At 69.9% G+C, this 25,235-nt stretch carries 25 protein-coding genes; 9 read left to right on the top strand and 16 right to left on the bottom strand.

The window, feature by feature from the left end; translation table 11 throughout:
* Positions 1-340: 340 nt before the first annotated feature.
* Positions 341-1,258, top strand: a complete 918-nt coding sequence (locus ACX93N_RS04560) for a hemerythrin domain-containing protein (protein ID WP_459427214.1) — start codon at positions 341-343, stop codon at positions 1,256-1,258.
* Here ACX93N_RS04560 and ACX93N_RS04565 read toward each other — a convergent pair.
* The 15 genes from ACX93N_RS04565 to ACX93N_RS04635 form a co-directional block, all read right to left on the bottom strand.
* Complete coding sequence (locus tag ACX93N_RS04565) at positions 1,233-2,999, bottom strand: ABC transporter transmembrane domain-containing protein (protein WP_459427215.1); 1,767 nt, start codon at positions 2,997-2,999, stop codon at positions 1,233-1,235. The genes ACX93N_RS04560 and ACX93N_RS04565 overlap by 26 nt on opposite strands.
* A 28-nt stretch (positions 3,000-3,027) precedes the next feature.
* The gene (gene tatC / locus ACX93N_RS04570; protein WP_459427337.1) at positions 3,028-3,750 is read right to left on the bottom strand and encodes a twin-arginine translocase subunit TatC; all 723 of its coding nucleotides are present in this window, start codon (positions 3,748-3,750) and stop codon (positions 3,028-3,030) included.
* Between the two features lie 23 nt (positions 3,751-3,773).
* Complete coding sequence (gene tatB / locus ACX93N_RS04575; RefSeq protein ID WP_459427216.1) at positions 3,774-4,196, bottom strand: Sec-independent protein translocase protein TatB; 423 nt, start codon at positions 4,194-4,196, stop codon at positions 3,774-3,776.
* Positions 4,197-4,222: 26 nt separating this feature from the next.
* Positions 4,223-4,465 carry a twin-arginine translocase TatA/TatE family subunit gene (tatA, locus tag ACX93N_RS04580; protein ID WP_459427217.1) on the bottom strand — a complete coding sequence of 81 codons (243 nt, stop codon included), beginning with the start codon at positions 4,463-4,465 and terminating at the stop codon, positions 4,223-4,225.
* A 29-nt stretch (positions 4,466-4,494) separates the two neighbouring features.
* Positions 4,495-4,833, bottom strand: coding sequence for a phosphoribosyl-ATP diphosphatase (locus ACX93N_RS04585; protein WP_459427218.1), 339 nt, complete (start codon positions 4,831-4,833; stop codon positions 4,495-4,497).
* Positions 4,826-5,236 carry a phosphoribosyl-AMP cyclohydrolase gene (hisI, locus tag ACX93N_RS04590; RefSeq protein WP_459427219.1) on the bottom strand — a complete coding sequence of 137 codons (411 nt, stop codon included), beginning with the start codon at positions 5,234-5,236 and terminating at the stop codon, positions 4,826-4,828. The genes ACX93N_RS04585 and hisI overlap by 8 nt, the downstream gene beginning before the upstream one ends.
* Before the next feature lie 71 nt (positions 5,237-5,307).
* On the bottom strand, positions 5,308-6,948 hold the full coding sequence (gene ubiB / locus ACX93N_RS04595) for a ubiquinone biosynthesis regulatory protein kinase UbiB (RefSeq protein ID WP_459427220.1): 1,641 nt from the start codon (positions 6,946-6,948) through the stop codon (positions 5,308-5,310).
* A gap of 2 nt (positions 6,949-6,950) precedes the next feature.
* Positions 6,951-7,592 carry a ubiquinone biosynthesis accessory factor UbiJ gene (locus tag ACX93N_RS04600; RefSeq protein WP_459427221.1) on the bottom strand — a complete coding sequence of 214 codons (642 nt, stop codon included), beginning with the start codon at positions 7,590-7,592 and terminating at the stop codon, positions 6,951-6,953.
* A gap of 16 nt (positions 7,593-7,608) precedes the next feature.
* Positions 7,609-8,358, bottom strand: a complete 750-nt coding sequence (gene ubiE, locus ACX93N_RS04605) for a bifunctional demethylmenaquinone methyltransferase/2-methoxy-6-polyprenyl-1,4-benzoquinol methylase UbiE (protein ID WP_459427222.1) — start codon at positions 8,356-8,358, stop codon at positions 7,609-7,611.
* 71 nt (positions 8,359-8,429) lie between these two features.
* Positions 8,430-8,825 carry a gamma-butyrobetaine hydroxylase family protein gene (locus tag ACX93N_RS04610; protein WP_459427223.1) on the bottom strand — a complete coding sequence of 132 codons (396 nt, stop codon included), beginning with the start codon at positions 8,823-8,825 and terminating at the stop codon, positions 8,430-8,432.
* Between the two features lie 59 nt (positions 8,826-8,884).
* Positions 8,885-10,207: an ATP-dependent protease ATPase subunit HslU gene (gene hslU / locus ACX93N_RS04615; RefSeq protein WP_459427224.1), complete on the bottom strand. Its 1,323-nt coding sequence runs from the start codon at positions 10,205-10,207 to the stop codon at positions 8,885-8,887.
* A 2-nt stretch (positions 10,208-10,209) separates the two neighbouring features.
* Positions 10,210-10,755 carry an ATP-dependent protease subunit HslV gene (gene hslV, locus ACX93N_RS04620; protein ID WP_459427225.1) on the bottom strand — a complete coding sequence of 182 codons (546 nt, stop codon included), beginning with the start codon at positions 10,753-10,755 and terminating at the stop codon, positions 10,210-10,212.
* Positions 10,756-10,824: 69 nt separating this feature from the next.
* On the bottom strand, positions 10,825-11,388 hold the full coding sequence (locus ACX93N_RS04625; protein WP_459427226.1) for an SPOR domain-containing protein: 564 nt from the start codon (positions 11,386-11,388) through the stop codon (positions 10,825-10,827).
* Position 11,389: 1 nt separating this feature from the next.
* A complete protein-coding gene (gene argS / locus ACX93N_RS04630) occupies positions 11,390-13,075 on the bottom strand; it encodes an arginine--tRNA ligase (protein WP_459427227.1) in 1,686 nt (561 codons plus the stop codon).
* Between the two features lie 148 nt (positions 13,076-13,223).
* Entirely contained in the window at positions 13,224-15,416 is a 2,193-nt protein-coding gene (locus ACX93N_RS04635; RefSeq protein ID WP_459427228.1) for a primosomal protein N', read from the bottom strand.
* Between the two features lie 233 nt (positions 15,417-15,649).
* Between ACX93N_RS04635 and rpmE the strand changes: the two genes are divergently transcribed.
* Positions 15,650-15,865 (top strand): 50S ribosomal protein L31, encoded by a 216-nt coding sequence (rpmE, locus tag ACX93N_RS04640; protein ID WP_459427229.1) that lies wholly within the window; start codon positions 15,650-15,652, stop codon positions 15,863-15,865.
* 72 nt (positions 15,866-15,937) lie between these two features.
* Here the strand turns inward: rpmE and ACX93N_RS04645 are convergent, their stop codons facing one another.
* Positions 15,938-18,346 (bottom strand): penicillin-binding protein 1A, encoded by a 2,409-nt coding sequence (locus tag ACX93N_RS04645; RefSeq protein WP_459427230.1) that lies wholly within the window; start codon positions 18,344-18,346, stop codon positions 15,938-15,940.
* Positions 18,347-18,522: 176 nt separating this feature from the next.
* On the opposite strand from ACX93N_RS04645, the gene ACX93N_RS04650 reads away from it, so the two are divergent.
* From ACX93N_RS04650 to aroB, 7 genes are read left to right on the top strand one after another with little or no spacing between them, the layout of a single operon-like run.
* The gene (locus ACX93N_RS04650; RefSeq protein WP_459427338.1) at positions 18,523-19,584 is read left to right on the top strand and encodes a pilus assembly protein PilM; all 1,062 of its coding nucleotides are present in this window, start codon (positions 18,523-18,525) and stop codon (positions 19,582-19,584) included.
* A complete protein-coding gene (locus tag ACX93N_RS04655) occupies positions 19,584-20,150 on the top strand; it encodes a PilN domain-containing protein (RefSeq protein ID WP_459427231.1) in 567 nt (188 codons plus the stop codon). The genes ACX93N_RS04650 and ACX93N_RS04655 overlap by 1 nt, the downstream gene beginning before the upstream one ends.
* Before the next feature lie 4 nt (positions 20,151-20,154).
* Entirely contained in the window at positions 20,155-20,769 is a 615-nt protein-coding gene (locus ACX93N_RS04660) for a type IV pilus inner membrane component PilO (protein ID WP_459427232.1), read from the top strand.
* Between the two features lie 2 nt (positions 20,770-20,771).
* A complete protein-coding gene (locus ACX93N_RS04665; RefSeq protein ID WP_459427233.1) occupies positions 20,772-21,302 on the top strand; it encodes a pilus assembly protein PilP in 531 nt (176 codons plus the stop codon).
* Between the two features lie 60 nt (positions 21,303-21,362).
* A complete protein-coding gene (gene pilQ / locus ACX93N_RS04670; RefSeq protein WP_459427234.1) occupies positions 21,363-23,498 on the top strand; it encodes a type IV pilus secretin PilQ in 2,136 nt (711 codons plus the stop codon).
* An 18-nt stretch (positions 23,499-23,516) separates the two neighbouring features.
* The gene (gene aroK, locus ACX93N_RS04675; protein ID WP_459427235.1) at positions 23,517-24,044 is read left to right on the top strand and encodes a shikimate kinase AroK; all 528 of its coding nucleotides are present in this window, start codon (positions 23,517-23,519) and stop codon (positions 24,042-24,044) included.
* A gap of 25 nt (positions 24,045-24,069) precedes the next feature.
* Complete coding sequence (gene aroB, locus ACX93N_RS04680) at positions 24,070-25,155, top strand: 3-dehydroquinate synthase (RefSeq protein WP_459427339.1); 1,086 nt, start codon at positions 24,070-24,072, stop codon at positions 25,153-25,155.
* Positions 25,156-25,235 lie beyond the last annotated feature (80 nt).

The following is a 25,235-nucleotide window of genomic DNA, read 5'->3' on the forward strand; positions in this document are numbered from 1 at the left end:
CCCCCCCCTTTTCCTTTTTTGTGGGGCCCCCCCCCACCCCCCGCCCCTACCGCCTCAGCTCCGGAAGTACGTAAGGCGCCAGTGCCGTGTCACTCGATTCCCCGGCCGATGGCATGTTGCCTGCGCGTATCCTGGTTCCCGGGCCGGATGCCGGGGGTATGCCCCCAGTCGCTCCCCGATACACGCTTTGTGGGGGCATACCCCCGCCCTTACCCCGCGATAGTGCGACAACCCTGACTCTCGTGTGGCGATCGCTCCTTCAGGGGAGCTCGGGTCGCTTGTTGCCGCCCCGGGCCGCCTCCGCTACGCTTTTCAGACTGACCCGTACTCGGAGAACACCATGGCCCCCAGCCCGCGCCGGGAAAAGCCGGCAGGTCCGCACGAGGCCGCCATGCTGGTGGCCCTGCGCGCGGAGCACCGCCACATCGCCGCGGTGATGGCGCTGCTGTCGCAGCAGCTGAACGCCATCGAGCGCGGCGACCTCGTCGATACGCACGTACTCTACGAGATCATGGACTACATGGTGACCTGGCCGGACCGCTTCCACCACCCGCGGGAGGACCTCATCTACGACCACGTGGCCGAGGTCGACCACGGCATGGCCGGCGAGGTGCACGAACTCGAGCGCGATCACGACCGCATGGCGCGGGAGGGGCGCGAGGTGCTCTACGTGATCGAGCGCTGGCGGGCCGGGGAGCTGTCCGGCCGCGAGGTGGTCGAGAAGGGCCGCGCCTACGTCCAGCGCGCCCACGAGCACATGAACCTCGAGGAAGAGGAGGTCTTCCCCCTTATCGACTCGGTACTCACCCGCAGCGACTGGCGCGACCTCGAGGCCGAGGACAGCCTGAATCCCGCGGCGGACCCGGTCTTCGGCCGCCGGGTACAGCGCGAGTTCCGCCACCTCGCGCGCAAGGTGCGGCGGAGCCTGCGCCACGGTGTCGAGCAGGGGGCGGTCATCGAGTGGGTGGGTATCGAGGCGCTGCTCGAGTCCTGGGAGGTCATGACCATGGCCTGGCAGGGCGGGGCGACCATCACCGGCGATCACCTGCGCTCCTCGCTGCGCGAGGCCGTCTATATCGCCCTGGACCGGCCGCTGCAGGCACCGCTCCTGTGCGCCGCCAACAACGCCCGGCTCACCCTGAGCTGGCTGGAGGAGCTCTCCCAGCTCACCCGCGACACCGCCAGTGACCTCGCCCGGGTCAACCGGGAGCGCAAGGACCGCATGCGCCTGCTCAAGCGGGCAGGGGCGCCTCGCTGAGCGCCTCGTCGCGGAACTGCAGCTTCGCCAGCCGCGCGTAGAGCGGGTTGTCCGCGAGCAGTTCCGCGTGGCTGCCGGTCGCCACCAGGCGGCCGCCGTCCATCACCGCGATCCTGTCCACGTGGCGTATCGTCGCCAGCCGGTGCGCGATGATCACCGTGGTGCGCCCGGCCATGACCTCGGCGAGGGCGAGCTGTACCTGGTGCTCGCTCTCGGCGTCCAGGGCGCTGGTGGCCTCGTCGAGGAGCAGGATCTTCGGGTCCTTGAGGATGGCGCGGGCCAGGGCGATGCGCTGGCGCTGGCCGCCCGAGAGGCGCACGCCGCGATCGCCGAGCTCGGTGCCGTAGCCCGCCGGCAGCCGTTCGATGAACTCGTGGGCGTGGGCGCGCCGCGCCGCCGCCTCGATCTCGGCATCGGTGGCTCCGGGGCGTCCGTAGGCGATGTTGTAGCGCACGTCCGCGCTGAACAGCACGGGCTGCTGGGGTACCAGCGCCAGCTGCTCGCGCAGGTCGGCGAGGGACAGGTCGCGGAGGTCGGTGCCGTCGAGGGTGATGCGGCCCGAGTCGGGGTCGTAGAAGCGCTGCAGCAGCTCGAATACCGTGCTCTTGCCGGCCCCGGAGGGGCCCACGAGCGCCAGCGAGCGGCCCGCGGGAATGTCCAGGGAAAAATCGGCGAGGGCGGGCGCGGCCGGCCGCGAGGGGTAGTGGAAGGTCACTGCCTCGAAAGCCATGCAGGCGCCGCTGCCGGCCTCCCGGCGCGGCGCGTCCGGCAGCGCGCTGTCGGCGGCGGCGAGTTCCAGCAGCCGCTCGGCGGCTCCCGCGGCGCGCTGCAGTTCCCCCCAGACCTCCGACAGGGTGGCGAAGCCGGTGCCGACCATGATCGCGTAGAAGGCGAAGGCCGCGAGCTCGCCGCCGCTCATGCGCCCGGCGATCACGTCCTGGCCGCCGGACCAGATCATCGCGGCGAGGCCGCCGAAGAGCAGCAGGATCGCCGCGCCGACCAGGATGGCGCGCTGGCGCACCCGGCGCCGGGCGATGGCGAAGGCGCGCTCCACCTCGCGCCGGAAGGCGTCTGCTTCGTGCGCTTCCCGGTTGAAGCTCTGCACCACCTTGATGTTCTGGAAGATCTCCCCGGCGTAGCTGCCGACGCTGGCGATACTGTCCTGGCTCTCGCTGGACAGGCGCCGGACGCGGCGGCCGAAGACCAGGATGGGCAGCAGCACGAGGGGTACGCTGGTGGCGATGATGAGGCTGAGGCCTAGGTTGGTGATGAACATCATCACCAGCGCGCCGGTCAGCGTGAGCGCGTTGCGCAGCGCCATGCTCAGGGATGAGCCGATGATGGTCTGCAGGAGCGTCGTGTCGGCGGTGAGCCGGGACAGGATCTCCCCCGCCCGGTTGTCCTCGAAGTAGGCCGGGTGCAGGCGCACGAGGTTGTTGAAGACTGCGAGCCTGAGGTCCGCGCTTACCCGTTCGCCGAGCCAGGAGACCAGGTAGAAGCGGATGAACGTGCCGGCGGCAATGACCGCGCTGATGAGCACGATGAGCCCCACGGCGCGGCCGAGCTCCGCGCTGGTCCCCCCGGCGAGGCCCTGGTCGATAAGCACCTGGATACCCTTGCCCAGGGCCAGGGTTGCACCGGCGGTCACCAGCAGCGCCGCTGCCGCGGTGGCGAGGCGCCAGCGGTAGGGGGCGAGGTAGCGGGCGACCGCGAGCAGCGGTCCCAGGCGGCGCTCCGCCATCAGTCGGTTCCGGTCCGGGTCATCGGCGCTATTCCCCTGCGGCCTTGCCGCGCTCGCGCAGGAGCAGGCGCCCGGCGACGACACCGGCCTCGAAGAGCAGCCACATGGGCAGGGCCAGCAGGGACTGGGAGATGATGTCCGGGGGCGTGAGCAGCATGCCGAAGACGAAGCAGCCGACAATGATGTAGGGCCGCTTGCGGGCGAGCTTTTCCGGTGTGGTGACGCCGGCCCAGATCAGCAGCACCGCGGCGATGGGGATCTCGAAGGCGACGCCGAAGGCGAAGAAGAGCTTGAGGACGAAGTCCAGGTAGCGGTTGATGTCGGTCATGATCGCGATGTCCTCGGGACCGACACTGGTGAAGAACGCGAAGATCAGCGGAAACACCACGAAGTAGGCGAAGGCGGCGCCGCAGTAGAACAGGAGGATGCTGGAGGCGAGCAGCGGGAAGGCCAGCCGCTTCTCGTGCCGGTACATACCCGGCGCGATGAAGCCCCAGGCCTGGTAGAGCACGTAGGGAATGGCGATAAACAACGCCGTGAACAGGGTCAGCTTGAAGGGGGTGAGGAAGGGCGAGGCCACGTCCGTGGCGATCATGCTGGTCCCGGCCGGGAGCAGGGCCCGCAGCGGCTGCGATACGAAAGCGTAGATGTCGTTGGCGAAGGGAAAGAGGCAGATGAACACGACCAGCACCGCAAGAATGGCCCGAAGCAGGCGGTCGCGCAGCTCCGTGAGGTGCGCGACCAGCGGCATGGCGCTCTCGTTCGGGTCGTCACTCACTGCCGGTCTCCGTCGTCGCCGCGGGCGTCCTCCGTTTCGCCCGGAGTGCCCCCGGCATTGCGGGAGCGCTCGCCGGACGCCCGCGTGCCGGCGCTGCCCGCATCCTGCCCGGAAGGCATGTCTTCCCGCGCCTCCTCGCCGGCTCTCTCCTGCGCATCTTTTTCACCCGGGCCGGTGAGATCCTCCCGCCAGCGCTGCGTCTCCTTGCGCACGCTCTCCGAGGTCTTGCGCAGCTCCTGCATCACCTCGTCGTTGTGCAGCTCCCGCTGCACCTCGTGCTTGAGTTCGTTGAAGCCGCGGCGCAGCCGGTTCAGCCAGGCGCTGCCGGTGCGGATGGCGGCGGGCAGCCGCTCCGGGCCGATCACCAGCAGCCCGACCACGGCGATGAGCAGCAGCTCGGCGAAACCGATATCGAACATGGCTCGTCAGGTCAGGTCAGTGCAGGTCAGGACGGGCGCTGGTCGTCGTCCTGCGCCGGCGTATCGTCGCTTTCCTCGCGCTCCTCCGCCGGGTGCTCCTCCTTCGCGCCATCGGCCGCGGTATCGTCGTCCTGCATGCTCTTCTTGAAGCCCTTGATGGCGCTGCCCAGGTCGCTGCCGAGGCCGCGCAGGCGCTTGGTGCCGAACAGCATGACCACGATCGCGAGAATGATCAGGAGCTGCCAGATGCTGATGCCGCCGAGTCCCATGGTGTCTTCCTCTTGCTATTGTGAGCGTCCTACTGTGAGCGCTCGCGCGCCGCCTTTTCCGCCAGCCCCGAGAGGCCGAAGCGCTCCTCGAGCCGGGCCAGTACCGCTTCCGGCCCGGTGCCGGCCTGCTCCAGCATGACCAGGCAGTGGAACCAGAGGTCCGCCACTTCGCCCACCAGTGCATCGCGGCCCGCATCGTCGCGGGCATCCTTGGCGGCGATGATGACCTCCGTGGCCTCTTCGCCGACCTTTTCCAGGATCTTGTTCAGCCCCGCGGCCTGCAGGCGGGCAACGTAGGACTCGTCCGGCGAGGCCTGCCGGCGCTCCGCGATGATCGCGCCGAGACGCGCGAGGATGTCGTCACTCATGCTCGTCTCCCTGCGCGCCCCCGTACAGGCTGGCGGGGTCCCGCAGTACCGCCTCGGTGACGGTCCAGGCGCCGTCCTCGAGCAGGCGGAAGAAACAATGTGCCCTGCCGGTGTGACAGGCAATGCCACCGACCTGTTCCACCGCGAGGAGCAGCGTGTCGCCGTCGCAGTCGAGGCGCAGGGCCCTCAATTGCTGTACGTTGCCCGATTCCTCGCCCTTGCGCCAGAGGCACTGGCGGGAGCGCGACCAGTACACCGCGCGCCCTTCGGCGACGGTCGCGGCCAGGGCCTCGCGGTTCATCCAGGCCAGCATGAGGACCTGCCCGGTGGCCGCGTCCTGGGCGATGGCCGGGACCAGCCCGTCCTCGTTCCAGTGGATCGCGTTCATCAGGTCGTCGCTCATGGGAGTATGCCGTGGTCGCTCGCGGGCGCGGGATTGTCTCACAGACCGCTCAGGGCTGCTTCACAGGCCGCTCAGGGCTGCGCCCGCCGCGGCCAGGCGAGGGCCAGCGCCGCGACGCCGAGGAGAAGGCTGGGCAGGGGCACCACCGCGAGTCCGGCGCGGACGCCGGGCAGCAGCGCCACGGCGCCCAGGGCACAGGCTGCCGCGGCGAGAAGCCGGCGTCGCTCGCCGCGCCGTGCCTCGGCCTCCCGGCGCGCCTGGCGGGCGAGCTCTGCCTGCAGCCGCGTCTCGCTGTCGCGGGCCTCGCGCAGGTTCTCGAGCACCACGTCCGGGACCCGCGGGAGCTGCTCCAGCCAGCCGGGCGCCTGGTGCTGGATACGCTTGAGCATGCTCTGCGGCGAGTAGCGGTCCTGGACCCACTTCTCGAGGAAGGGCTGGGCGGTGTCCCAGAGGTTGAGTTCCGGGTAGAGCTGGCGGCCGAGGCCCTCGATGTTGAGCAGGGTCTTCTGCAGCAGGACCAGCGAGGGCTGAACCTCCATGTCGAAGCGGGCGGCGGTGCGGAACAGGTAGACCAGCAGCTGGCCGAAGGATATCTCGGCGATGGGCCGCTCGAAGACCGGCTCGCAGACCGCGCGCATGGCCTGCTCGAAGTCCTGCACCCGGGTGCCGGGCGGCACCCAGCCGCACTCCACGTGGAGCTGCGCCACCTCGTGGTAGTCGCGGCGGAAGATGCCGAGGAGGTTGCGGGCAAGGTAGTACTGGTCCGAGTCGCTCAGGCTGCCGATGATGGCGCAGTCAATGGCGATGTAGCGCGGGTCCGCCGGGTCCGAGGCATCGACGAAGATGTTGCCCGGGTGCATGTCGGCGTGGAAGAAACTGTCGCGGAAGACCTGGGTGAAGAAGATCTCCACGCCGCGCTCGCCGAGCACCTTGAGGTCCGTGCCGGCAGCGCGCAGCGCCGGGAGGTCCGTCACAGGAATGCCGTGGATGCGCTCCATGGTGAAGACCCTGCGCCGGGTGTAGTCCCAGTGCACTTCGGGCACGTAGACCAGCTTGCGGTCGGCGAAATTGCGCCGCAGCTGGGAGGTATTGGCCGCCTCGCGGCCGAGGTCGAGCTCGTCGAGGATCACGTGCTCGTAGTCGGCCACCACCTCTACCGGGCGCAGGCGCCGGCCCTCCGGCAGGTAGCGGGCGGCGAGGCGGGCGAGCGTGAACAGGAGGGCGATGTCCTGGCGGATCACCGCCTCGATGCCGGGGCGTACCACCTTCACCACCACCTCTCGGCCGTCGTGTAGCGTCGCGGCGTGCACCTGCGCCACGGAGGCGGAGGCCATCGGTGCCTCTTCGAAGCTCGCGAAGAGCCGGCTGACGCTGTCGCCGAGCTCGCGCTCGATGATGGCCCGGGACTCGGCGGCCGGGAACGGCGGCACGCGGTCCTGCAGCCGCGCCAGCTCGTCGGCGATGTCCACGGGGAGGAGGTCCCGGCGCGTCGACAGGGTCTGGCCGAACTTGATGAATACCGGCCCGAGTTCCTCCAGGGCCAGGCGAAGCCGCTCGGCCCGGGGCCGGTCAGCAGGGGCCTGCAGCCGCCAGGGGTTCAGCCGCAGCGCCAGGCGCAGCGGCGCAGGCAGGCTGGCGGTGGGCAGCAGGTCGTCGAGGCGGTGCCGGCCTGCCACCCGCAGGATCTGCGCCAGGCGCGCCAGGCGCGACACGGTCAGTCCCGGCCCAGGCGCGCCAGCCGGGCGCGGGCGCGCTCCAGGCGGGCGCCCAGGCGGTCGACGGCGAGGCCGAGGGCCTGCACGTCGCTGTAGAAGTCCTCGAGCTCCGCCCGCGGCGGGGTGAGCCGCGCCTCCTCGTGCACGAATTCGTCCAGCTGCCGGGTCAGGCTGCGGCCGGCATCCCGGCCGAAGCGGAACAGGCCGCGCAGGGCCCGGGCGAGCTGGTGCCCGGCGACATCGCCGAGCGTGTCCACGAGCGGTGCCTCCCAGTCGACGTCGAGGTCCGCGACGATGCGCGAGAGTTCCGTCAGCGGGGTGCTGTTGCCCTCGAGGGAGAGTTCGCCGTTCACCAGCGTGGCCGCCGGGTCCGCAGAGCCGGCGAGTTCGGCAAAGGCGCTGCCACTGCCGCGCACCCGCGTGTCCACGGGGCCCTCGTGCACGCCGCGCAGTTCCAGGGCGCCGTCGGCCGTGGGTAGGAGGTACACGCTGAAGGGTGGCGCGGTGCAGTCGATGGCGATCACCCGGCCCGCGAGCACCGCGAGCTCGCGGCCGCTGTGCGGGGACAGCGCAAGGGCGCCGTTCACGGCCCGCTCCAGCGCCGCGATGGCGGCCGTGTGCAGGGTCGGGCTGACGATCATGGCGCTCTCGCCGACACTAGGCCTTCACCCCGCGGTGCAGCGCGACCACGCCGCCGGTCATGTTGTGGTACTCGACCCGGGCGAAGCCGGCGTCCTCCATCATCGCCTTGAGCGTCTCCTGGTCCGGATGCACGCGGATCGACTCGGCGAGGTAGCGGTAGCTGTCGCTGTCACCGGCCACGAGGCGGCCCATGACGGGCAGCACGCTGAAGGAATAGGCATCGTAGGCCTTCGACAGGAGCGGATTCCCAGGCTTGGAAAACTCCAGCACGAGCAGCCGGCCGCCGGGTTTCAGCACGCGCAGCATGGCGCGCAGCGCCAGCTCCTTGTCGGTGACGTTGCGCAGGCCGAACGCGATGGTGACGCAGTCGAAACTGTCTTCCGGGAAGGGCAGGCTCTGGGCATCGGCCTGGACGAACGCCAGGTTCGACGACAGGCCGTGGTCGAGGAGCTTGTCCCGGCCCACGGCGAGCATGGCGTAGTTGATATCGGCGAGGATAACCTGGCCGGTCTCGCCCACGATCCGGGAAAACTTCGCGGCGAGGTCGCCGGTGCCCCCGGCGATGTCGAGGACGCTGTGCCCGGGGCGCACAGCGGAGAGCTCGATGGTGAAGCGCTTCCAGAGCCGGTGGATACCGCCGGACATGAGGTCGTTCATGAGGTCGTAGCGCGAGGCCACGGAGTCGAAGACCCCGGCGACCAGGCCGGCCTTCTCGTCTTTGTCCACCTCGCGGTAACCGAAGTGGGTGGTGTCCTTGTCGCTCATGCTGTGGCCCCGGGGCTGGCAGGGGCGCCATTGTAGCGCGATGACCGGGGCGGGTCAGGCGCCCCGGGGGGTCAGGGCTCGAAGTGGAGTACCTGCGTGTCCGGGTCCCGGGAGGCGCCCGCGGCGGCGAGCCGGTCGAGGTAGTCCTGCCACCAGGCCTCGCGATGTACGCACAGGGCGCGCAGGTAATCCCAGGCGTAGATGCCGCTGTCGTGGCCGTCGTCGAAGACCAGCTGGATCGCGTAATGCCCCACCGGCCTCACCGTCTCCACCCGCACGTGCTTCTTGCCGGTCTGCAGCGTTTCCTGCCCGGGACCGTGACCACGAACCTCGGCCGAGGGGGAATAGACCCGCAGGTATTCAAAGGGCAGCGCATGGGGCGCCTCGCCAGGGTAGCTGACCTCGAGGACCCGGGAGCCGCGGCGCAGCTTGAGGCCCTCGGGGCGGGGTGCCTTCTCGGTGGCCATGGCGTACCTCCTGCCGGTGAACCGGGGGTAAAGCTTCAGGATCAGGCTACAGGATAGAACTAGAGGATGAAGCGGGACAGGTCCTCGTCCGCCGCGAGGTCCGAGAGCTGGGTGTCGACGTAGGCCGCGTCCACGATCAGCTCGTCCCCGGCGAGGCTCGCGTCCGCCGCGGTGAAGGAAGCCTCCTCGAGAAGCCGCTCCATGACCGTATGCAGGCGCCGGGCACCGATGTTCTCGGTGGTCTCGTTGAGTTGCCAGGCGAGCTCGGCGATACGCGCGAGGCCGTCGTCGGTGAAGCGCACCTTCAGCCCCTCGGTGGCGAGCAGGGCCTCGTATTGCCGCGTGAGCGAGGCATCGGGCTCGGCGAGGATGCGGCGGAAATCCGCCGGCGTCAGGGCCGCAAGCTCGACCCGGATCGGCAGCCGGCCCTGCAGCTCCGGGATGAGGTCCGAGGGGCGGGACAGGTGGAAGGCTCCGGAGGCGACGAACAGGATGTGGTCCGTGCGCAGCATGCCGTGCTTGGTGCTCACGGTGCAGCCCTCGATGAGCGGTAGCAGGTCGCGCTGTACCCCCTCCCGGGACACGTCGGCGCCGGCGGTCTCGCCGCGCTTGGCGACCTTGTCCAGCTCGTCGAGGAAGACGATGCCGTTCTGCTCCGCGGACTCGCGGGCCCGCTGGACGATTTCCTCCTCGTTCACCAGCGTCGCCGCCTCTTCCTCGCAGAGCGCCTCGAAGGCCGCCTTCACGGTCAGGCGCCGCGTTTTGCGCTGCTGCTTCGACAGGTTGGAGAACAGGCTCTGCAGCTGGCTGGTCATCTCCTCCATGCCCGGCGGCGTCATGATGTCGACGCTGTGCCCGGGCGCGCTGAGCTCCACGTCGATCTCCCGGTCGTCGAGGGTGCCCTCGCGGAACTTCTTGCGCAGGAGCTGCCGGGTGCTCTCGCCGGACCCCCCCTCGCCGTCGCGGGCCGCGGGCAGGAGCAGGTCGAGGATGCGCTCCTCGGCAGCTTCCTCGGCGCGGGGGCGGACGCGGCGCAGGTTGGCTTCCCGCTCCATCTTCACGGCCGTTTCCACCAGGTCGCGGATGATCGACTCGACATCCCGGCCGACGTAGCCCACCTCGGTGAATTTCGTGGCCTCGACCTTGATGAAGGGGGCATTCGCGAGGCGCGCCAGGCGGCGGGCGATCTCGGTCTTGCCGACGCCCGTGGGGCCGATCATGAGGATGTTCTTCGGCGTGATCTCGCCGCGAAGGTCCTCGTCCACCTGCTGCCGGCGCCAGCGGTTGCGCAGGGCGATGGCGACGGCGCGCTTGGCGTCGTCCTGGCCGATGATGTGCTTGTCCAGGGCGTGGACGATTTCCCGGGGGGTCATGGTGGACATGGTCAGTGGCCGCTCTCCAGCTCTTCGAAGCTGCGCTGGTGGTTGGTGTAGATGCAGATATCCCCGGCGATGGCCAGGGCCTTCTCGGCGATGCTGCGCGCGTCGAGGTCGCTGTTCTGCAGCAGTGCCAGTGCGGCGGCCTGGGCGTAGCTGCCGCCGGAGCCGATGGCGATGAGATCGTGCTCGGGCTCGATGACGTCCCCGTTGCCGGAGATCACCAGCGAGCTGTCCCGGTCCGCGACCACGAGCAGCGCCTCCAGCTGGCGCAGGCTGCGCTCCGTGCGCCAGGCCTTGGCCAGGGCCACGGCGGCGCGCACCAGCTGGCCCTGGTGTTTTTCCAGCTGGCCCTCGAAGAGCTCGAACAGCGTGAAGGCGTCCGCCGTGCCGCCGGCGAAGCCGGCGATGACCCGGTCCTTGTAGAGGCGGCGGACCTTGCGGGCATTGCCCTTCATGATCGTCTGCCCCATGGACACCTGGCCGTCGCCACCGATCACTACGTGGCCGCCGCGGCGCACGCACAGAATGGTGGTGCCGTCGAATTGCTTCACGTGCGTTCTCCGCCGGGGTTTACCGATGTTATGGGTGCAGCATCGCCCCAATTCAAGGGCGGCCCGCGATCAGCCGTCGGCGCTGCGCCGCATGAGCAGCGTGTCGATGTTCTGCTGCGCCGTGAGGCTGCGCGCGGCGGCCATGCGCGAGCGCGAGGGGAAGGGGCCGAGGAGCACCCGGTACCAGCGGCCGTTGCTGCCGCTGGTTTCCTCCACGCGGGGCTCGAGGCCGAGGAGCAGCAGCTCGGCGCGGCGCTGGTCCGCGTCCTCGGCGCGGCGGAAAGAGCCGGCCTGGAGCAGGTAGACCGCGTCGTCGTCGGTGCCGCGCTGGGCGGCGACCTCCGCCGGGTCCACGTCGACCTCGATGGTCTGCCGCGGCAGCACCTCGAAGAACTCGTAGCGGGGCTCCGCCGCGGGCTCTTTCCCGGCGACGGGCTTCGCGGCGGGCGCCTCGGTCGCGGGGGCGCCCGGAAGGGTGGCCAGGTAGACGAGGAAGCTGGCGAGGACACCGCTGGCAACGCCGGCGCTGTACCAGCGCAGCAGCCGGCCGCGGCTCTCGCCGCCCGCCGCGGGGCTGCGCCGGCTCGCGCCCTGGCGCCGCCCCCGGGCCTGTGTCCGGCCGCTTCCCGCCACCTTACATGCGCTCCGGCGCGCCGACCCCGAGCAGGCCGAGGCCGTTGGCGATGGCCTGGCGCACGGCCTCGGCCAGGGCCACGCGGGCGTCGCGCAGGGCCGGATCGTCGACCAGGACCTTGTGGGCGTTGTAGAAGGCGTGGAAGTGACCCGCCAGCTCGCGCAGGTAGTTGGCCACCGCGTGAGGCTCTGCCTCGCGGGCGGCCCGGGCCACGGTCTCCGGGTAGCGGGCCAGGGCCTTCAGCAGTTCCTGCTCCTCGTCGTTGCCGAGCAGCGTGAGGTGCGCAAGGGCCGCCTCCCGGTCCCAGGCGAGCCCCGCCTCGGCGAGGCGCTGGTGCACGCTGCATACCCGGGCGTGGGCGTACTGGATGTAGTAGACCGGGTTGTCGTTGCTCTGCGACAGGGCGAGGTCGATGTCGAAGGTGAGCTGCGAGCTCGGTGCGCGGGCGGCGAGGAAATAGCGCGTCGCGTCCCGGCCCACCTCGTCAATCAGGTCGCGCAGGGTGACATAGCTGCCGGCGCGCTTGGACAGCTTTACCTCGGCACCATCGCGCAGGACCGTCACCATCTGGTGCAGCACGTAGTCCGGCCAGCCGGCGGGGATGTCCTGTTCCAGCGCCTGCAGGCCGGCGCGCACGCGGGTCACGGTGCTGTGGTGGTCCGCCCCCTGCTCATTGATGACCCGCGTGAAGCCGCGGCGCCACTTGTTCAGGTGATAGGCGACGTCCGGCAGGAAGTAGGTATAGCCGCCGTCGGCCTTGCGCATGACCCGGTCCTTGTCGTCGCCGTAGTCGGTGGTGCGCAGCCACAGGGCGCCATCCTGCTCGTAGGTCTTGCCGCCGTCCACGAGCAGCCTCACTACGTCCTCGACCTCGCCGGAGCGGTAGAGGGAGGACTCGAGGAAGTACACGTCGAAGTCGACAGCGAAGGCCTTGAGGTCCAGGTCCTGCTCGTGGCGCAGCCAGGCGACGGCGAAGTCGCGGATCGCCGCGAGGTCTTCCGGGTCGCCGGCGCCGGTTACCTGCCGGTCCTCGGCGGCGACGCTTTCGCAGCGCAGGTAGGCCTCGGCGACCTCCACGATGTAGTCGCCGCGGTAGCCGTCCCCGGGCCAGCCGTCGTCGCCGGGGGCCTGGCCGCGGCAGCGGGCCTGCACGGAGCGGGCGAGGTTCTCGATCTGCTGCCCGGCATCGTTGTAGTAGAACTCGCTGGACACATCCCAGCCCGTGGCGCGCAGCAGGCGGCAGAGGCTGTCGCCGACCGCCGCCCCGCGGCCGTGGCCCACGTGCAGCGGGCCCGTGGGGTTGGCCGAGACGAACTCCACCTGCACCTTGCGGCCGGCGCCCTCGTCGCATTCGCCGAAGCGCTCCCCGGCGCGCAGGGCCTCGGCCACCACCGCCGTGCTCGCATCGGCGGCGAGAAAGAAGTTGATGAAGCCCGGGCCGGCAACCTCCGTCCGTGCGACCGCCGGGTCGGCGGGCAGCGCCTCGCTGATGCGCCCGGCGAGGTCCCGGGGCTTCATGCCCGCGCCCCGGGCCAGCGTGAGGGCGACGTTGCTGGCGAGGTCGCCGTGTGACGGGTCGCGGGTGCGTTCCACCTGGATTGACGGTGCCGTGTCCGCCGGCAGCGTGCCATCGGCAACCAGGGTGGCCAGCGCGTCCCCGAGAAGGCGCTCGATAGTTTCTTTCATGCGGGATTCATGCGGGAGAGATTCAACCGGGAGAAATTCATTCGGGAAAGAGCCCGTTTGCGTTTGCGTGAGGTCCCCGGCGCGGCGCCGGGCGGAAAGCCGCGCATTATCGCGCGTCTGCCCGCCGCTGGCCAGTTGCCCGGCGGGCTCAGAGCGTTTCCAGGGGGTCGATCTCGATGAACCAGTTGAGGCCCCCGGGGGGGCGCAGCGCCTCGCCGGCACGCACCAGGGCGGCGGCGGACCGGCTGCCGCGGTTGCGGTCGGGGCTGAGACAGAGCAGCTGGTCCCGGTAGCGCCCGGCGCGGCGCGGCAGCGCGGACGGGAGCGGGCCGACGAGCTGGCTGCCCCGGGGCAGGGCCGGCTCCGCGCCGCGGCGCAGGGCGGCAAGGAATCGCTCGCCTTCGCCGGCGCGCGGGCTGTCGGCGCGGACGAGGGCGAGCTGCCCCAGCGGCGGCAGCCCCGCCTCCGCGCGGCGGGCGAGCAGCGCTGCCGCCACCTCGCCGTAGGGCTGTTCGAGGATCGCGCGGAGCAGCGGGTGGTCCGGGTAGTGGCTCTGCAGGAGCATCCGCCCGGGGCGTCCGGCCCGCCCGGCGCGGCCCGCGACCTGCGTCAGCAACTGGGCCAGGCGTTCCTCGCCGCGGAAGTCGCCGGCGAAGAGCAGGGCGTCGCAGTCGACAACGCCGACCAGCGCCACCGCCGGAAAGTGATGCCCCTTGGTGAGCATCTGCGTGCCGAGGAGGATGCAGGGCTCGCCGCGGCCGACCTCGGCCAGGAGCGCCTCCATGGCGGCGGGGCTGTCGATGGCGTCGGAATCGACCCGGTGCAGCGGCCAGCGCGGCAGGGCGTCGGCGAGGAACTCCTCCGTCTGCTCCGTGCCCAGGCCACCGGCGAGCAGTTGCCCTCCGCCACAGGCCGGGCAGGCGGCGGGCAGCGGCTTGTGGGCGCCGCAGTGGTGGCACTGCAGCCGCTTGCGGCGCCGGTGCACCGTGAGCCGGGCGTCGCAGTGGTCGCAGCCGGCGACCCAGCCGCAGTCGTGGCACTGCAGGCTGCTCGCGTAGCCGCGCCGGTTGAGGAAGAGGAGCACCTGCCCACCCTCTGCCAGGGTCTGCTCCACCGCCGTGAGCAGCGCCGGCGACAGGCCGGCGCGCAGCGGCTGGCGGCGCAGGTCCACGGCGCTCAAGTCCGGCAGGCTGGCGCCGGCGGCCCGCTGCGTGAGCCGGTGGTGCCGGTAGCGGCCCGCGCCGGCATTGTGCAGGGATTCCAGCGACGGCGTCGCGCTGCCGAGAAGCACCGGGCATTGCTCGAGCTGGGCCCGCTTCACCGCCACGTCCCGGGCCGAATAGCGGAAACCGTCCTGCTGGCGGTAGGACGCGTCGTGCTCCTCGTCGACGATGATCGCGCCGCAGCGGGCCAGCGGCACGAACACGGCGGAGCGCGTGCCGATGACCACGGCCGCGCGCCCGCTGGCCGCTGTCTCCCAGTCATCGCTGCGCTCGCCGGCGGCGCGACCGGAGTGGAGCACGGCCATGGGAGCGTCGAAGCGCGCGCGGAAGCGGGCGAGGGTCTGCGGGGTGAGGCCGATCTCCGGCACCAGCAGCAGTGCCTGTTCGCCGCGCTCCAGGCAGGCGGCGATCAGGCGCAGGTAGATCTCCGTCTTGCCGCTGCCGGTCACGCCCTCGAGGAGGTGGCAGGCGAAGCGGCCCAGGTCGGCACCCAGCGCGTCGACGGCCGCGGCCTGCTCGGGCGCCAGCGCCGGCCCCGGCTCGCGCACCGTCGCCGGCCCCGGTCCCGGGGCGCAGCGCTCGGCGAGCTCCCTGCGCTCCAGGGCGCGCAGGGCCTCGCGGCGGATACCCGCCGCGGCGAGCTCATCAGCCGCGAGCGGCGTGCCGCCGCGCAGAGCGGCGAGGGCCTCCCGCTGCCGCGGCGCCCGGGCCAGGGCGTCGTCGGCCAGCCCCGCGCCGCGGTCCGTGAGCCGCCAGGCCTCCCGCGCCGGCGCGCGGCCGCTGCGCAGGCGCTGGCTGAAGGCGGCCGCGAAAACGTCCCCCGGGGCGTGCTGGTAATAGGCGGCGGCCCAGCGACAGAGACCGGCCACGGCGGGGGTGAGCAGCGGCGCCTCGTCGAGGAGCGCTTCCGCCGGGCGCAGGCTGTCGGCGGGCAGGTCACTCGCTGTCGCTACCTCCGCCAGGAAGGCGACCACGCTGCGCCGGCCGAAAGGCACCCGGAGGCGGCAGCCGGGCGCGAGCGCCGCCGCCGCGGCCGGGTCCAGCGCCGCCGGCGGCAGATAGTCGAAGTACCGGCGCAGCGGATTGCCGGGTACGGCGATGCGGAGGATGACGGGCATCGATGGGTCGGTCTCGCGGTGGTCGGCGCAGTCTAGCATCGCCTGCCCGGTTGCCCCGGGCAGGCTCATGTCTCGTTGGACAAGGCTCTGTTGGACAAGGCTCTTGCGCCCCGGCACCGTTCTGGTAGTATTCGCGCTCTTTTTCCCCGGGCCCCCGGCCTGGAGAGTGGCACCCACAGGCGCGGTGCCCGGCAGGGACCGGGTGGCGGCGCCGAACGGCAGGAGTCAACGCCATGAAACGCGATATCCACCCGAAGTACGAGGCGGTCACGGCGACGTGCAGCTGTGGCAACACCATCACCACCCGGTCGACCCTGGGGCAGGACTTCCATATCGACGTCTGCTCGCAGTGCCACCCGTTCTTCACGGGCAAGCAGAAGATCGTCGACTCCGGCGGCCGCGTCGACCGCTTCAAGAAGCGCTTCGGCAACCGCGGCGCCAGGCGCTGAGGTGTCGCTGGCGGCGGCGCGCCCGCGCCGCCGGTCGTTCACGTCCCGCCTGCTTGCCCCGCCCGCGCTGACCTAGAAAATATCCCGGATCAGGTCGTCCGTCCCGGTTTTCCCGGGCACGTCTTCGCCATCGCCTTCGGCGGGCGCCGGCACATGCTCTTCCCGGAAGTACTCGAAGATGGCGTCACGGTCCTCGACCCCGGCCAGGCGCCCGGTCGCCGGGTCGATGCGCACGCTGGCGATGCCCGCGGGTACCGGGCGCTCCCGGTCCGGGCTGTCCGCGAGCGCCTCGCGCATGAAGTCGATCCAGATCGGTAGCGCCGCCGTGCCGCCGAACTCCCGCCGCCCGAGCGGCGTGTAGGCGTCGAAACCGACCCAGGTTGTGGTCACCACGTCGCGGTTGTAGCCGGAGAACCAGGCGTCCATGGGGCCGTTGGTGGTACCGGTCTTGCCCGCGAGATCCTGGCGCTTCAGCGCCAGGGCGCGGCGTCCGGTGCCCCGGGTGATCACATCCTGCAGCATGTCGTCGAGGATGAAGTTCACCCGCTCGTCCATGACCCGCTCGGCGCTGCGATGCCCGTTCGCGTCCTCGCCGGCGAGGATCTCCTCCATGCTCAGTTCCCGCCCCTTGCAGTCGCGGCAGACCCGTGCCGGGTCCGCCGCCCAGACCGTGTTGCCCGCGCTGTCGTCGATGCGCGCGATCAGGTAGGGCTCCACCCGGTAGCCGCCGTTGGCCAGCACCGCGTAGGCGGCAGCCAGCTCCAGCGGGGCCATGGCATGCGTGCCCAGGGCGAGGGAGAGGTCGGGAGCGAAATCGCTGGTGTCGAAGCCGAGCTGGCCGGCGTAGTCGATGAGGCGGCGTACGCCGAGCTGCCGCAGCAGGCGGATCGATACCAGGTTCCGCGACTTGGTCAGGGCCCAGCGCAGGCGCGTGGGGCCATAGAACTTGCCGCCGTCGTTCTCCGGCCGCCAGATCCCCTCGAGGGACGCATCCTCCAGGACGATGGGTGCATCGTTGATGATGCTCGCCGCCGTGAAACCGGCGTCGAGGGCAGCGGCATAGAGGAACGGCTTGAAGTTGGAGCCCGGCTGCCGTTCCGCCTGCGTCGCCCGGTTGAACTTGGACAGCTCGAAGCCGATGCCGCCGACGAGGCTGAGGATGGCGCCGTCGTCCGGGTCCAGGGAGACCAGCGCTGCCTGGGCCGCGGGTACCTGGGACAGGTGCCAGGCGCCGTCCTCGCGGTGCACCCGGATGACGTCGCCGGTGGCGAGCACGTCCGCCGGGCTGTCCGGTGCGCGGCCCACGGCGTTCTCGCTGAGGTAGGGCCGCGCCTGGCGCAGGCCGTTCTCCCAGAGCACGGCGTCCTCGCTGCCGTCCGCGAGCAGGATGCGCACCCGGTCGTCCTCCACGGCGGTGACTGCCGCGGGCGTAAGACCGGCCACCGCCGGCAGCTCCGCCAGCGTCGCGAGCCAGGCCTCGCGGGGCAGGCCCGCGGCCGCTTCGGGCACCGGGAGTTCGAGCTCCGGCCCGCGGTAGCCGTGGCGGCGGTCATAGGTCAGGAGGCCGTCGATGACCGCGCGCTGGGCAACCCGCTGCAGGTCGCTGCGCAGGGTGGTGTAGACCTCGTAGCCCGCCGTATAGGCCTCGGTGCCGAAGCGCTCGAGCATCTCCCTGCGCGCCATCTCGGCCACGTACTGGGCGTCGAAACTCACCTGCGGGCCATGGTGGTCCGCGGTCACCGGGGCACGCACGGCCTGCTCGTGGGCGGCGCGGTCGATGAAGCCGAGGCTGAGCATGCGCCCGAGGATCCAGTTGCGCCGTTCGCGCCCGGCCTCCGGGCCGGAGAGCGGGTTGTTCCGGGACGGCGCCTTGGGTATGCCCGCGAGCATCGCGTGCTGGGCCAGGGTGAGTTCACCGATGCTCCTGCCGTAATAGACCTGCGCCGCCGCCTCGAAGCCGTAGGCGCGGTGCCCCAGGAAAACCCGGTTGAAATAGAGCTCGAAGATCTCCTCCTTGGTGAGGCGCCGTTCGATCTCGATGGCGAGGAGGATCTCCTTGAATTTGCGCAGGAAGGTGCGCTCCAGGGACAGGAAGTAGTTGCGCGCCACCTGCATGGTGAGCGTGCTGCCGCCGGAGCGCTTCTCCCCGGTCATGACCAGCTCCGTTACCGCCCGGGCCAGCCCCATGAAATCGATCCCGCCGTGTTCGAAGAAGCCATCGTCCTCGGCGGCGAGCAGTGCGTCGATGAACTGCGGCGGGATGTCGGCATAGGCCAGCGGGTTGCGCTTCTGCTCGCCGAACTGGCCGATCAGCTCGCCATCGGCCGCGTACACGCGCATGGGCGTCTGCAGCTGCACGTCACGCAGCGTCTCCACGTCCGGCAGGCCCGGGCCCAGGTAGAGATACACGCCGGCCAGCAGCCAGGCGAGGCCGAGGCCGCCCAGGAGGATGAGGCGCAGCAGTCGGCGCAGGAAACTCAAGACAACTCCGGGTCTGTGTCGGAAGGTCGGGCAGAATACGGCAAAAGGTTTACCTTGTGGTAATAGTATGCTTTTTTTGTGTCTAAATTGCGTAGCACACTGGCTTATCGGCCGATATTGAAGTATAAGAATATAAAAAATGGCTAAGTCAGTGAAACATATAGGAAAATGACTTGCTGGGCATTTTAGGGAAGAGAAAGCAGGTGGCACTGCTGGGGCTGGATATCAGCTCCACCACGGTCAAGCTGCTCGAGCTGAGCCGCACCGGTGATTCCTACCGGGTGGAGAGCTATGCCGTGGCTTCCCTGCCGCAGGACGCGGTGGTGGAGAAGGCCATCAGTGACATCGATGGTGTCGCCAACGCCATCCGCAGCGTCCTGGCCCAGTCCCGCAGCAAGCTCAAGCTGGTTGCCGCCGCCGTCGCGGGCTCCGCGGTGATCACCAAGGTCGTGCAGATGCCTGCGGGACTCTCCGAGGAAGAACTCGAGACCCAGCTGACGCTGGAGGCCGACCAGTACATACCCTATCCGCTCGAGGAGGTCGCCCTCGACTTCGAGGTTCAGGGCCCCGTGCCCGGTCGCGAGGGCATGGTAGACGTGCTGCTCGCCGCCTGCCGGCGGGAAACGATCGACGCGCGCGTCGAGGCCATCGAGAACGCCGGCCTCGAACCCCGGGTAATGGATGTCGAGGCCTATGCCATGGAGCGCTCCTACGGCCTGCTTAGCGAGAACCTGGGCCTCGACGAGAGCGCCGTCGTCGCGGTCGTCGACATCGGCGCGACCATGACCACGCTCAGCGTTCTCGCCAACGGCCAGACCATCTACACCCGCGAGCAGCTCTTCGGGGGCAAGCAGCTCACCGACGAGATCATGCGCCGCTACGGCCTGCCCCTCGAGGAGGCGGGCCTCGCGAAGAAGCAGGGCGGGCTGCCGGACGATTACGAGGACGAGCTCCTGAATCCCTTCCGGGATGCGGTGGTGCAGCAGGTCACGCGCTCGCTGCAGCTGTTCTTCTCCTCCAGCCAGTACAATGACGTCGACTTCATCATCATGGCCGGCGGCGTATCCTCCATGGAGGGCCTCGTCGAGCTGGTCCAGGATCGGCTGGGCACGCCCACGGCCATGGCCAACCCCTTCGCCGAGATGAGCATCTCGCCGCGGGTAAACGCCGTGGCTCTCGGCAGTGACGCGCCGGCGATGATGATCGCCTGCGGCCTCGCCCTGCGGAGCTTCGACTGATGGCGCAAATCAACCTGCTGCCCTGGCGCGATGCGCGCCGCGAAGAACTGAAGCGCCAGTTCCTGACCATCCTCGGCCTCGTGGCAGTGGGCGCCGTGCTCCTGGTAGTGCTCGCGGACCGGGTGGTGAACGCGCAGATCGATCACCAGCGGGCCCGCAACGCCTACCTGCAGGAGAACATCCGGGAGCTGGACAAGCAGGTGGCGGAGATCCGCGACCTGCAGCGCAAGCGCAACCAGCTCATCGACCGCATGCGGGTGATCCAGGAACTGCAGGGCAACCGGCCGATCATCGTCCGTATCTTCGACCAGCTCGTGCGCACCGTGCCCGACGGGGTTTTCTACAACCGGGTCCAGGCCCAGGGCAAGAAGCTGCAGATCAGCGGCGTGGCGGAGTCCAACAACCGGGTCTCCAGCCTCATGCGCCGCCTCGACGGCTCCGAGTGGCTGGAGAGCCCGAATCTCGACGCGGTTCGCGCGGCGCCGGCCTATGGGGACCAGGCCGCCACCTTCGACCTCTCGGTCATGGTGGACCTGCCGCAGGACGACGAAGGCAAGGGGGGCTGAGCTGATGGCGCTTGAAGATTCCCTCCGGGCCCTGCGCGAGTTCGATCTCGCCGACCTCAACATGGACAACATCGGCACGCTGCCGGTGCTGGTCAAGGGAATCCTCTGCGTGCTGCTCTTCGCCGCACTGGTGGCGGCGGGCTACTACTATCACGTTGAGGAACTGCGCAACAGCCTCGCGCGGGTGCAGGGCGAGGAAGGCAAGCTCAAGCAGGAATTCGAGAAGAAGGCGTTCCAGGTCGCCAACCTCGACGCCTACCGGCGGCAGATGGTCGAGATGGAGGAGAGCTTCGGCGCCCTGATCAGCCAGCTTCCCTCGGATACGGAAGTGCCCGGGCTACTCGAGGACATCACCAACAAGGGCCTCCTCAACGGCCTCAAGATCGCCTCCATCGACCTGCAGAAGGAAGTGAGCCGGGAGTTCTACGTGGAACTGCCGATCGCCATCTCGGCCAGCGGCTCCTACCACGACCTGGGCGCCTTCATCAGCAGCATGGCCGGGCTGCCGCGTATCGTCACGCTGCATGACTTCGTGATTTCCGGTGGCGGCACCAACGCGAACGCGCTGCAGATGAACATCACCGCCAAGACCTACCGCTACAAGGACGGGGACAGCTAGCGATGTTACAGCGTGCCCGCCATGCCGCCGCCGCCGCCCTCGCCCTGGCCCTGGTCGCCTGTGGCGGCGCGGACTTTTCCGATCTCGACCAGTTCATGGCGGAGAAGAAGGCCCGGCCGGGCGGCGTCATCGCACCGATACCGACCTTCAAGGCCTATGAGCCTTTCGCCTACAGCGCGACCCGGATGCGCAGCCCCTTCGATCGACCGATCGCCGTACGCGAGATTGCCAAGCTCGCCGGGGGCAGCGCGATCAAGCCGGACCTGGAGCGGCCGAAGGAATTCCTCGAGCAGTTCACCTTCGATTCGCTGTCGATGGTGGGTACGCTGGCCCGGGGCGGCAAGGAATGGGCGCTGGTGCGGGATCCCGACGGCGGCATACACCGGGTCACCGAGGGCAATTTCCTCGGCCGCGACCACGGCAGGATTGTTGAACTGACCGATACCTACCTGGCCGTGGTGGAGATCGTCAGCGACGGCACCAGCGAGGGCTGGGTCGAGCGGCCGCGCACCATCGAACTGAGTGGCCTGTAGATGAACAACACCACAACCACGGCCATGGGGAAGAGCAGGACAAAACGGGGAGCTGGCATCATGGCACAGAGACAAGAACGACCGGGAGGGCGGTTCGCGCTGGCGCTGCTGCTCGCCGGCGTGGCGACCCTGGCAGACCTCGCCGCGGCCGCCGCCGCGTCCCGCGCGGTCACTGACATCGAGTTCAGCTCCCGGCCCGGCAGCAAGTTCGAGGTGCGCCTCGATTTCGATGGCCCGCCGCCGGCGGAGCTCAAGTCCTATACCATCGAGAAGCCGGCGCGCATCGCCATCGATTTTCCCGACACCGCCAGCCGCCTCGACCGCAAGCGCTTCAGCCTGCCCTACGGCAACGCCACGGAGGTTCTCGTCCTCGAGGCGGCCGAGCGCACGCGCCTGGTGCTGAACCTGGTCAAGCTGGTGCCCTACGACACCCGCGTCGACGGCAACAGCCTCTACCTGACGGTGGGCCAGGATTCCGAGGGCCAGTACTTCAAGCGCAGCTCCGATCCGAACCGCATCAAGTCGGCCGTCGAGGAAGTGGTCGAGGTCGTCTCCCGCATCGAGGACCTGGAGTTCCAGCGCGGCCCGGAGGGCGAGGGCCGGCTGATGCTCGAGCTGTCCGATCCCTCCGTGGACGTGAACGTCTACAGCGAGCGCGGTGACGTGAAGGTCGAGTTCATCGACACGGACGTGCCCGAGCGGCTCATGCGCAACTATGACGTCACGGATTTCGCGACCCCCGTGCGCTCCGTGGACGTGGGCACCACCGAGCGCGGGGCCACGCTGACCCTGAAGACCACCGGCGACTTCGACTACCTCGCCTACCAGGCAGACGACCAGTACGTGGTGGCCGTCAAGCCCCTCACCGAGGCCGAGGTCGAGGAGCGCCGCAGCGAGTTCGCCTACGTCGGTGAGCGCATCTCCCTGAACTTCCAGGACATCGAGGTGCGGGCGGTGCTGCAGCTGATCGCCGACTTCACGGAGCTGAACCTCGTCGCCTCCGACACGGTGTCCGGCCGCATCACCCTGCGCCTCAAGAACGTGCCCTGGGACCAGGCCCTGGAACTCGTGCTCAAGACCAAGGGCCTGGACAAGCGCCAGGTCGGCAACGTGCTGCTGGTGGCGCCGGCGGCGGAGATTGCCGAGCGGGAGCGCCAGGAGATCGAGGCCAACAAGCAGATTGCCGAACTCGCGCCGCTGCGCTCGGAGTTCATCCGCATCCGCTACGCCAGGGCCGCGGAGATCGTGCGGCTGTTCGAGGCCGGCTCCGAGGAGGGCGGTTCGCTGATTTCCTCCCGGGGCTCGGTGATCGTGGACCCGCGCACGAACTCGCTCATCATCACCGAGACCTCCTCGAAGCTGGCGGAGATCCGGGACCTCATCGACAAGGTCGACATCCCGATCCGGCAGGTGATGATCGAGTCGCGTATCGTCATCGCGCAGTCCGACCTCGAAAAGGAGCTCGGCATCCAGTGGGGCGGCGGTTACCTGGACCCGGACGCGGACGGCAACGTCCTGTCCGTTTCCGGCGACACCAACAACGTCTCGGACCTCAACGCCGCCGTGATCAACGGCGCACAGCCCAGCCTGTCCTACCCCGGCGCCCTGCTGGTGGACCTCGGTGTGGGCAACGCGACCAGCGGCTTCGCGGTGGGCTTCACCTCCGAGGATCTCTTCCTCACCGCCGAGCTCAACGCTCTCGAGTCGGCGGGCAAGGGCGAGGTGGTGTCGCAGCCGAAGGTCATCACCGGCGACAAGCAGCAGGCCAACATCAAGTCCGGTACGGAGATCCCCTTCCAGCAGGCGGCGGCCTCCGGTGCGACGGCGGTGCAGTTCAAGGAGGCGGTGCTGTCCCTGGACGTGACCCCGAACATCACCCCGGACGACCGCATTCTCCTCGACCTGGTGATCACGCAGGACTCCGTCGGTGACCTCGTGCCCAGCGGCCAGGGCGGTCTCATCCCCGCCATCGACACCACGGAGCTGACTACCCAGGTGCTCGTCGGCAACGGCGAGACCGTGGTCCTCGGCGGCGTGTTCCGCACGGAGCTGGTGGAAACGATCAACAAGGTCCCGTTCTTCGGCGACATCCCCTACGTGGGCGCGCTCTTCCGCAACGAAGCGCGGCAGACGACGAAGACCGAGACGCTGATCTTCATCACCCCGCGCATCCTCGCCGACACGCTCCTCGACTAGCGGGTCCCCCGGCAGGCCGTGACCGCTCCGCGCCGGGTCTTCCTGGTCGGCCCCATGGGGGCCGGCAAGACCACCATCGGTCGCCAGCTCGCCCGGTCCCTGGGCCTCGGCTTCGCCGATTCCGATGCGGAGATCGAGGCGCGGACCGGCGCGGACATTCCCTGGATCTTCGACGTCGAGGGCGAGGCGGGCTTCCGCGACCGCGAGGAGGCCGTCATCGCCGAGATGACCACCTGGGAGGACACGGTGCTGGCCACCGGCGGTGGCGCGGTGCTGCGGCCGGCGAACCGGCGGGCGCTGGCGGAGCGGGGCTTCGTCATCTACCTGCGCACGACGCTGGAGGAACAGCTGCGCCGCACGCGCAAGGATCGCAACCGGCCCCTGTTACAGGCACCGGACCCGGAGGGCACGCTCCGGCGTCTCTTTGCCGAGCGCGACCCGCTCTACCGCTCGGTGGCGGACCTGGTGATTGACACCGATTCGAGCAGCCCCAAGACTGTGGCGCAGCGCGTGCTGGCCTCCCTGCGCGCCGCCATCGACAGCTGACAGGTACCGCCTCATGGCGCTGATCATGCACACGCTGCACGTCGACCTCGGCGCGCGCAGCTATCCCATCTACATCGGCCGCGACCTGCTCGGCGACCCGGCACTGCTCGGCGAGCACCTCGCCGGGCGCCAGGTGGTGATCGTCTCCAATGACCGGGTCGCGCCGCTGTATCTCGGCCGGCTCCGCGATGCGCTGGATACGCGGGTGGCGGTCACCGAGGTGATCCTCCCGGACGGCGAGGCGTACAAGACCCTCGACAGCTTCGAGACCATCCTCGACCGGGCGCTCGCCGACGGACACAACCGCACCACGACCTTCATCGCTCTCGGCGGCGGGGTGGTCGGTGACCTCACCGGGTTCGCCGCCGCCTGCTACCAGCGCGGCGCGGCTTTCCTGCAGGTGCCGACGACGCTGCTGGCCCAGGTCGACTCCTCCGTGGGCGGCAAGACGGGGGTCAACCACCGCCTCGGCAAGAACATGATCGGCGCTTTCCACCAGCCGGCCGCGGTGCTCATCGACCTGCAGGTGCTGCAGACCCTCTCGGACCGGGAGTTCGCCGCCGGCCTGGCGGAGGTGATCAAGTACGGCCTGATCCGCGATGCGGGCTTCTACCGCTGGCTCGGCGAGCACCTGCCGGCGCTCCTCGCGCGGGAGGAGGCGGTGCTCGCGGAGGCTATCGAGCGCAGCTGCGCCACGAAGGCCGCGGTGGTGGCCGAGGACGAGCGCGAGGGCGGTGTCCGCGCGATCCTCAACCTCGGCCACACCTTCGGCCACGCCATCGAGACCGGCCAGGGCTACGGCAACTGGCTCCACGGCGAGGCGGTGGCCGCCGGCATGGTGCTCGCCCTGCGCCTGTCCGCGGCCCGGGGCTGGGTGCCCGCGGCAGAGGTGGACGGGCTGCTCTCCCTCCTGCGCCGCGCCGGCCTGCCCGTGGTCCCGCCGGCGGACATGGATGCGGCGCGCTTCCTCGCCCTCATGGCCCGGGACAAGAAGGTCCTCGACGGCCGGCTGCGCGTCGTCCTGCTGCGCGGAATCGGCAACGCCGTGGTGGTGGACGACGTGGACGGGCAGGAAATCGACGCCCTTCTCGGCGGCCCGGTGGCCATTTAGGACCACCCCCGGGCGGTTTGTTCGGCCCCTGCCATCTGTGTAAAATCACCGGTCCCCGCCCTGCCAAGCGTCGCCGTGGC

Source organism: Pseudohaliea sp. (genome assembly GCF_054552115.1).

Coding starts and splice junctions, on each gene's coding strand:
- ACX93N_RS04560 (WP_459427214.1), top strand. CDS start 341: ATGGCCCCCAGCCCGCGCCGGGAAAAGCCGGCAGGTCCGCACGAGGCC.
- ACX93N_RS04565 (WP_459427215.1), bottom strand. CDS start 2,999: ATGGCGGAGCGCCGCCTGGGACCGCTGCTCGCGGTCGCCCGCTACCTC.
- tatC (WP_459427337.1), bottom strand. CDS start 3,750: ATGCCGCTGGTCGCGCACCTCACGGAGCTGCGCGACCGCCTGCTTCGG.
- tatB (WP_459427216.1), bottom strand. CDS start 4,196: ATGTTCGATATCGGTTTCGCCGAGCTGCTGCTCATCGCCGTGGTCGGG.
- tatA (WP_459427217.1), bottom strand. CDS start 4,465: ATGGGACTCGGCGGCATCAGCATCTGGCAGCTCCTGATCATTCTCGCG.
- ACX93N_RS04585 (WP_459427218.1), bottom strand. CDS start 4,833: ATGAGTGACGACATCCTCGCGCGTCTCGGCGCGATCATCGCGGAGCGC.
- hisI (WP_459427219.1), bottom strand. CDS start 5,236: ATGAGCGACGACCTGATGAACGCGATCCACTGGAACGAGGACGGGCTG.
- ACX93N_RS04600 (WP_459427221.1), bottom strand. CDS start 7,592: ATGATCGTCAGCCCGACCCTGCACACGGCCGCCATCGCGGCGCTGGAG.
- ubiE (WP_459427222.1), bottom strand. CDS start 8,358: ATGAGCGACAAGGACACCACCCACTTCGGTTACCGCGAGGTGGACAAA.
- ACX93N_RS04610 (WP_459427223.1), bottom strand. CDS start 8,825: ATGGCCACCGAGAAGGCACCCCGCCCCGAGGGCCTCAAGCTGCGCCGC.
- hslU (WP_459427224.1), bottom strand. CDS start 10,207: ATGTCCACCATGACCCCCCGGGAAATCGTCCACGCCCTGGACAAGCAC.
- argS (WP_459427227.1), bottom strand. CDS start 13,075: ATGAAAGAAACTATCGAGCGCCTTCTCGGGGACGCGCTGGCCACCCTG.
- ACX93N_RS04635 (WP_459427228.1), bottom strand. CDS start 15,416: ATGCCCGTCATCCTCCGCATCGCCGTACCCGGCAATCCGCTGCGCCGG.
- rpmE (WP_459427229.1), top strand. CDS start 15,650: ATGAAACGCGATATCCACCCGAAGTACGAGGCGGTCACGGCGACGTGC.
- ACX93N_RS04655 (WP_459427231.1), top strand. CDS start 19,584: ATGGCGCAAATCAACCTGCTGCCCTGGCGCGATGCGCGCCGCGAAGAA.
- ACX93N_RS04660 (WP_459427232.1), top strand. CDS start 20,155: ATGGCGCTTGAAGATTCCCTCCGGGCCCTGCGCGAGTTCGATCTCGCC.
- ACX93N_RS04665 (WP_459427233.1), top strand. CDS start 20,772: ATGTTACAGCGTGCCCGCCATGCCGCCGCCGCCGCCCTCGCCCTGGCC.
- pilQ (WP_459427234.1), top strand. CDS start 21,363: ATGGCACAGAGACAAGAACGACCGGGAGGGCGGTTCGCGCTGGCGCTG.
- aroB (WP_459427339.1), top strand. CDS start 24,070: ATGCACACGCTGCACGTCGACCTCGGCGCGCGCAGCTATCCCATCTAC.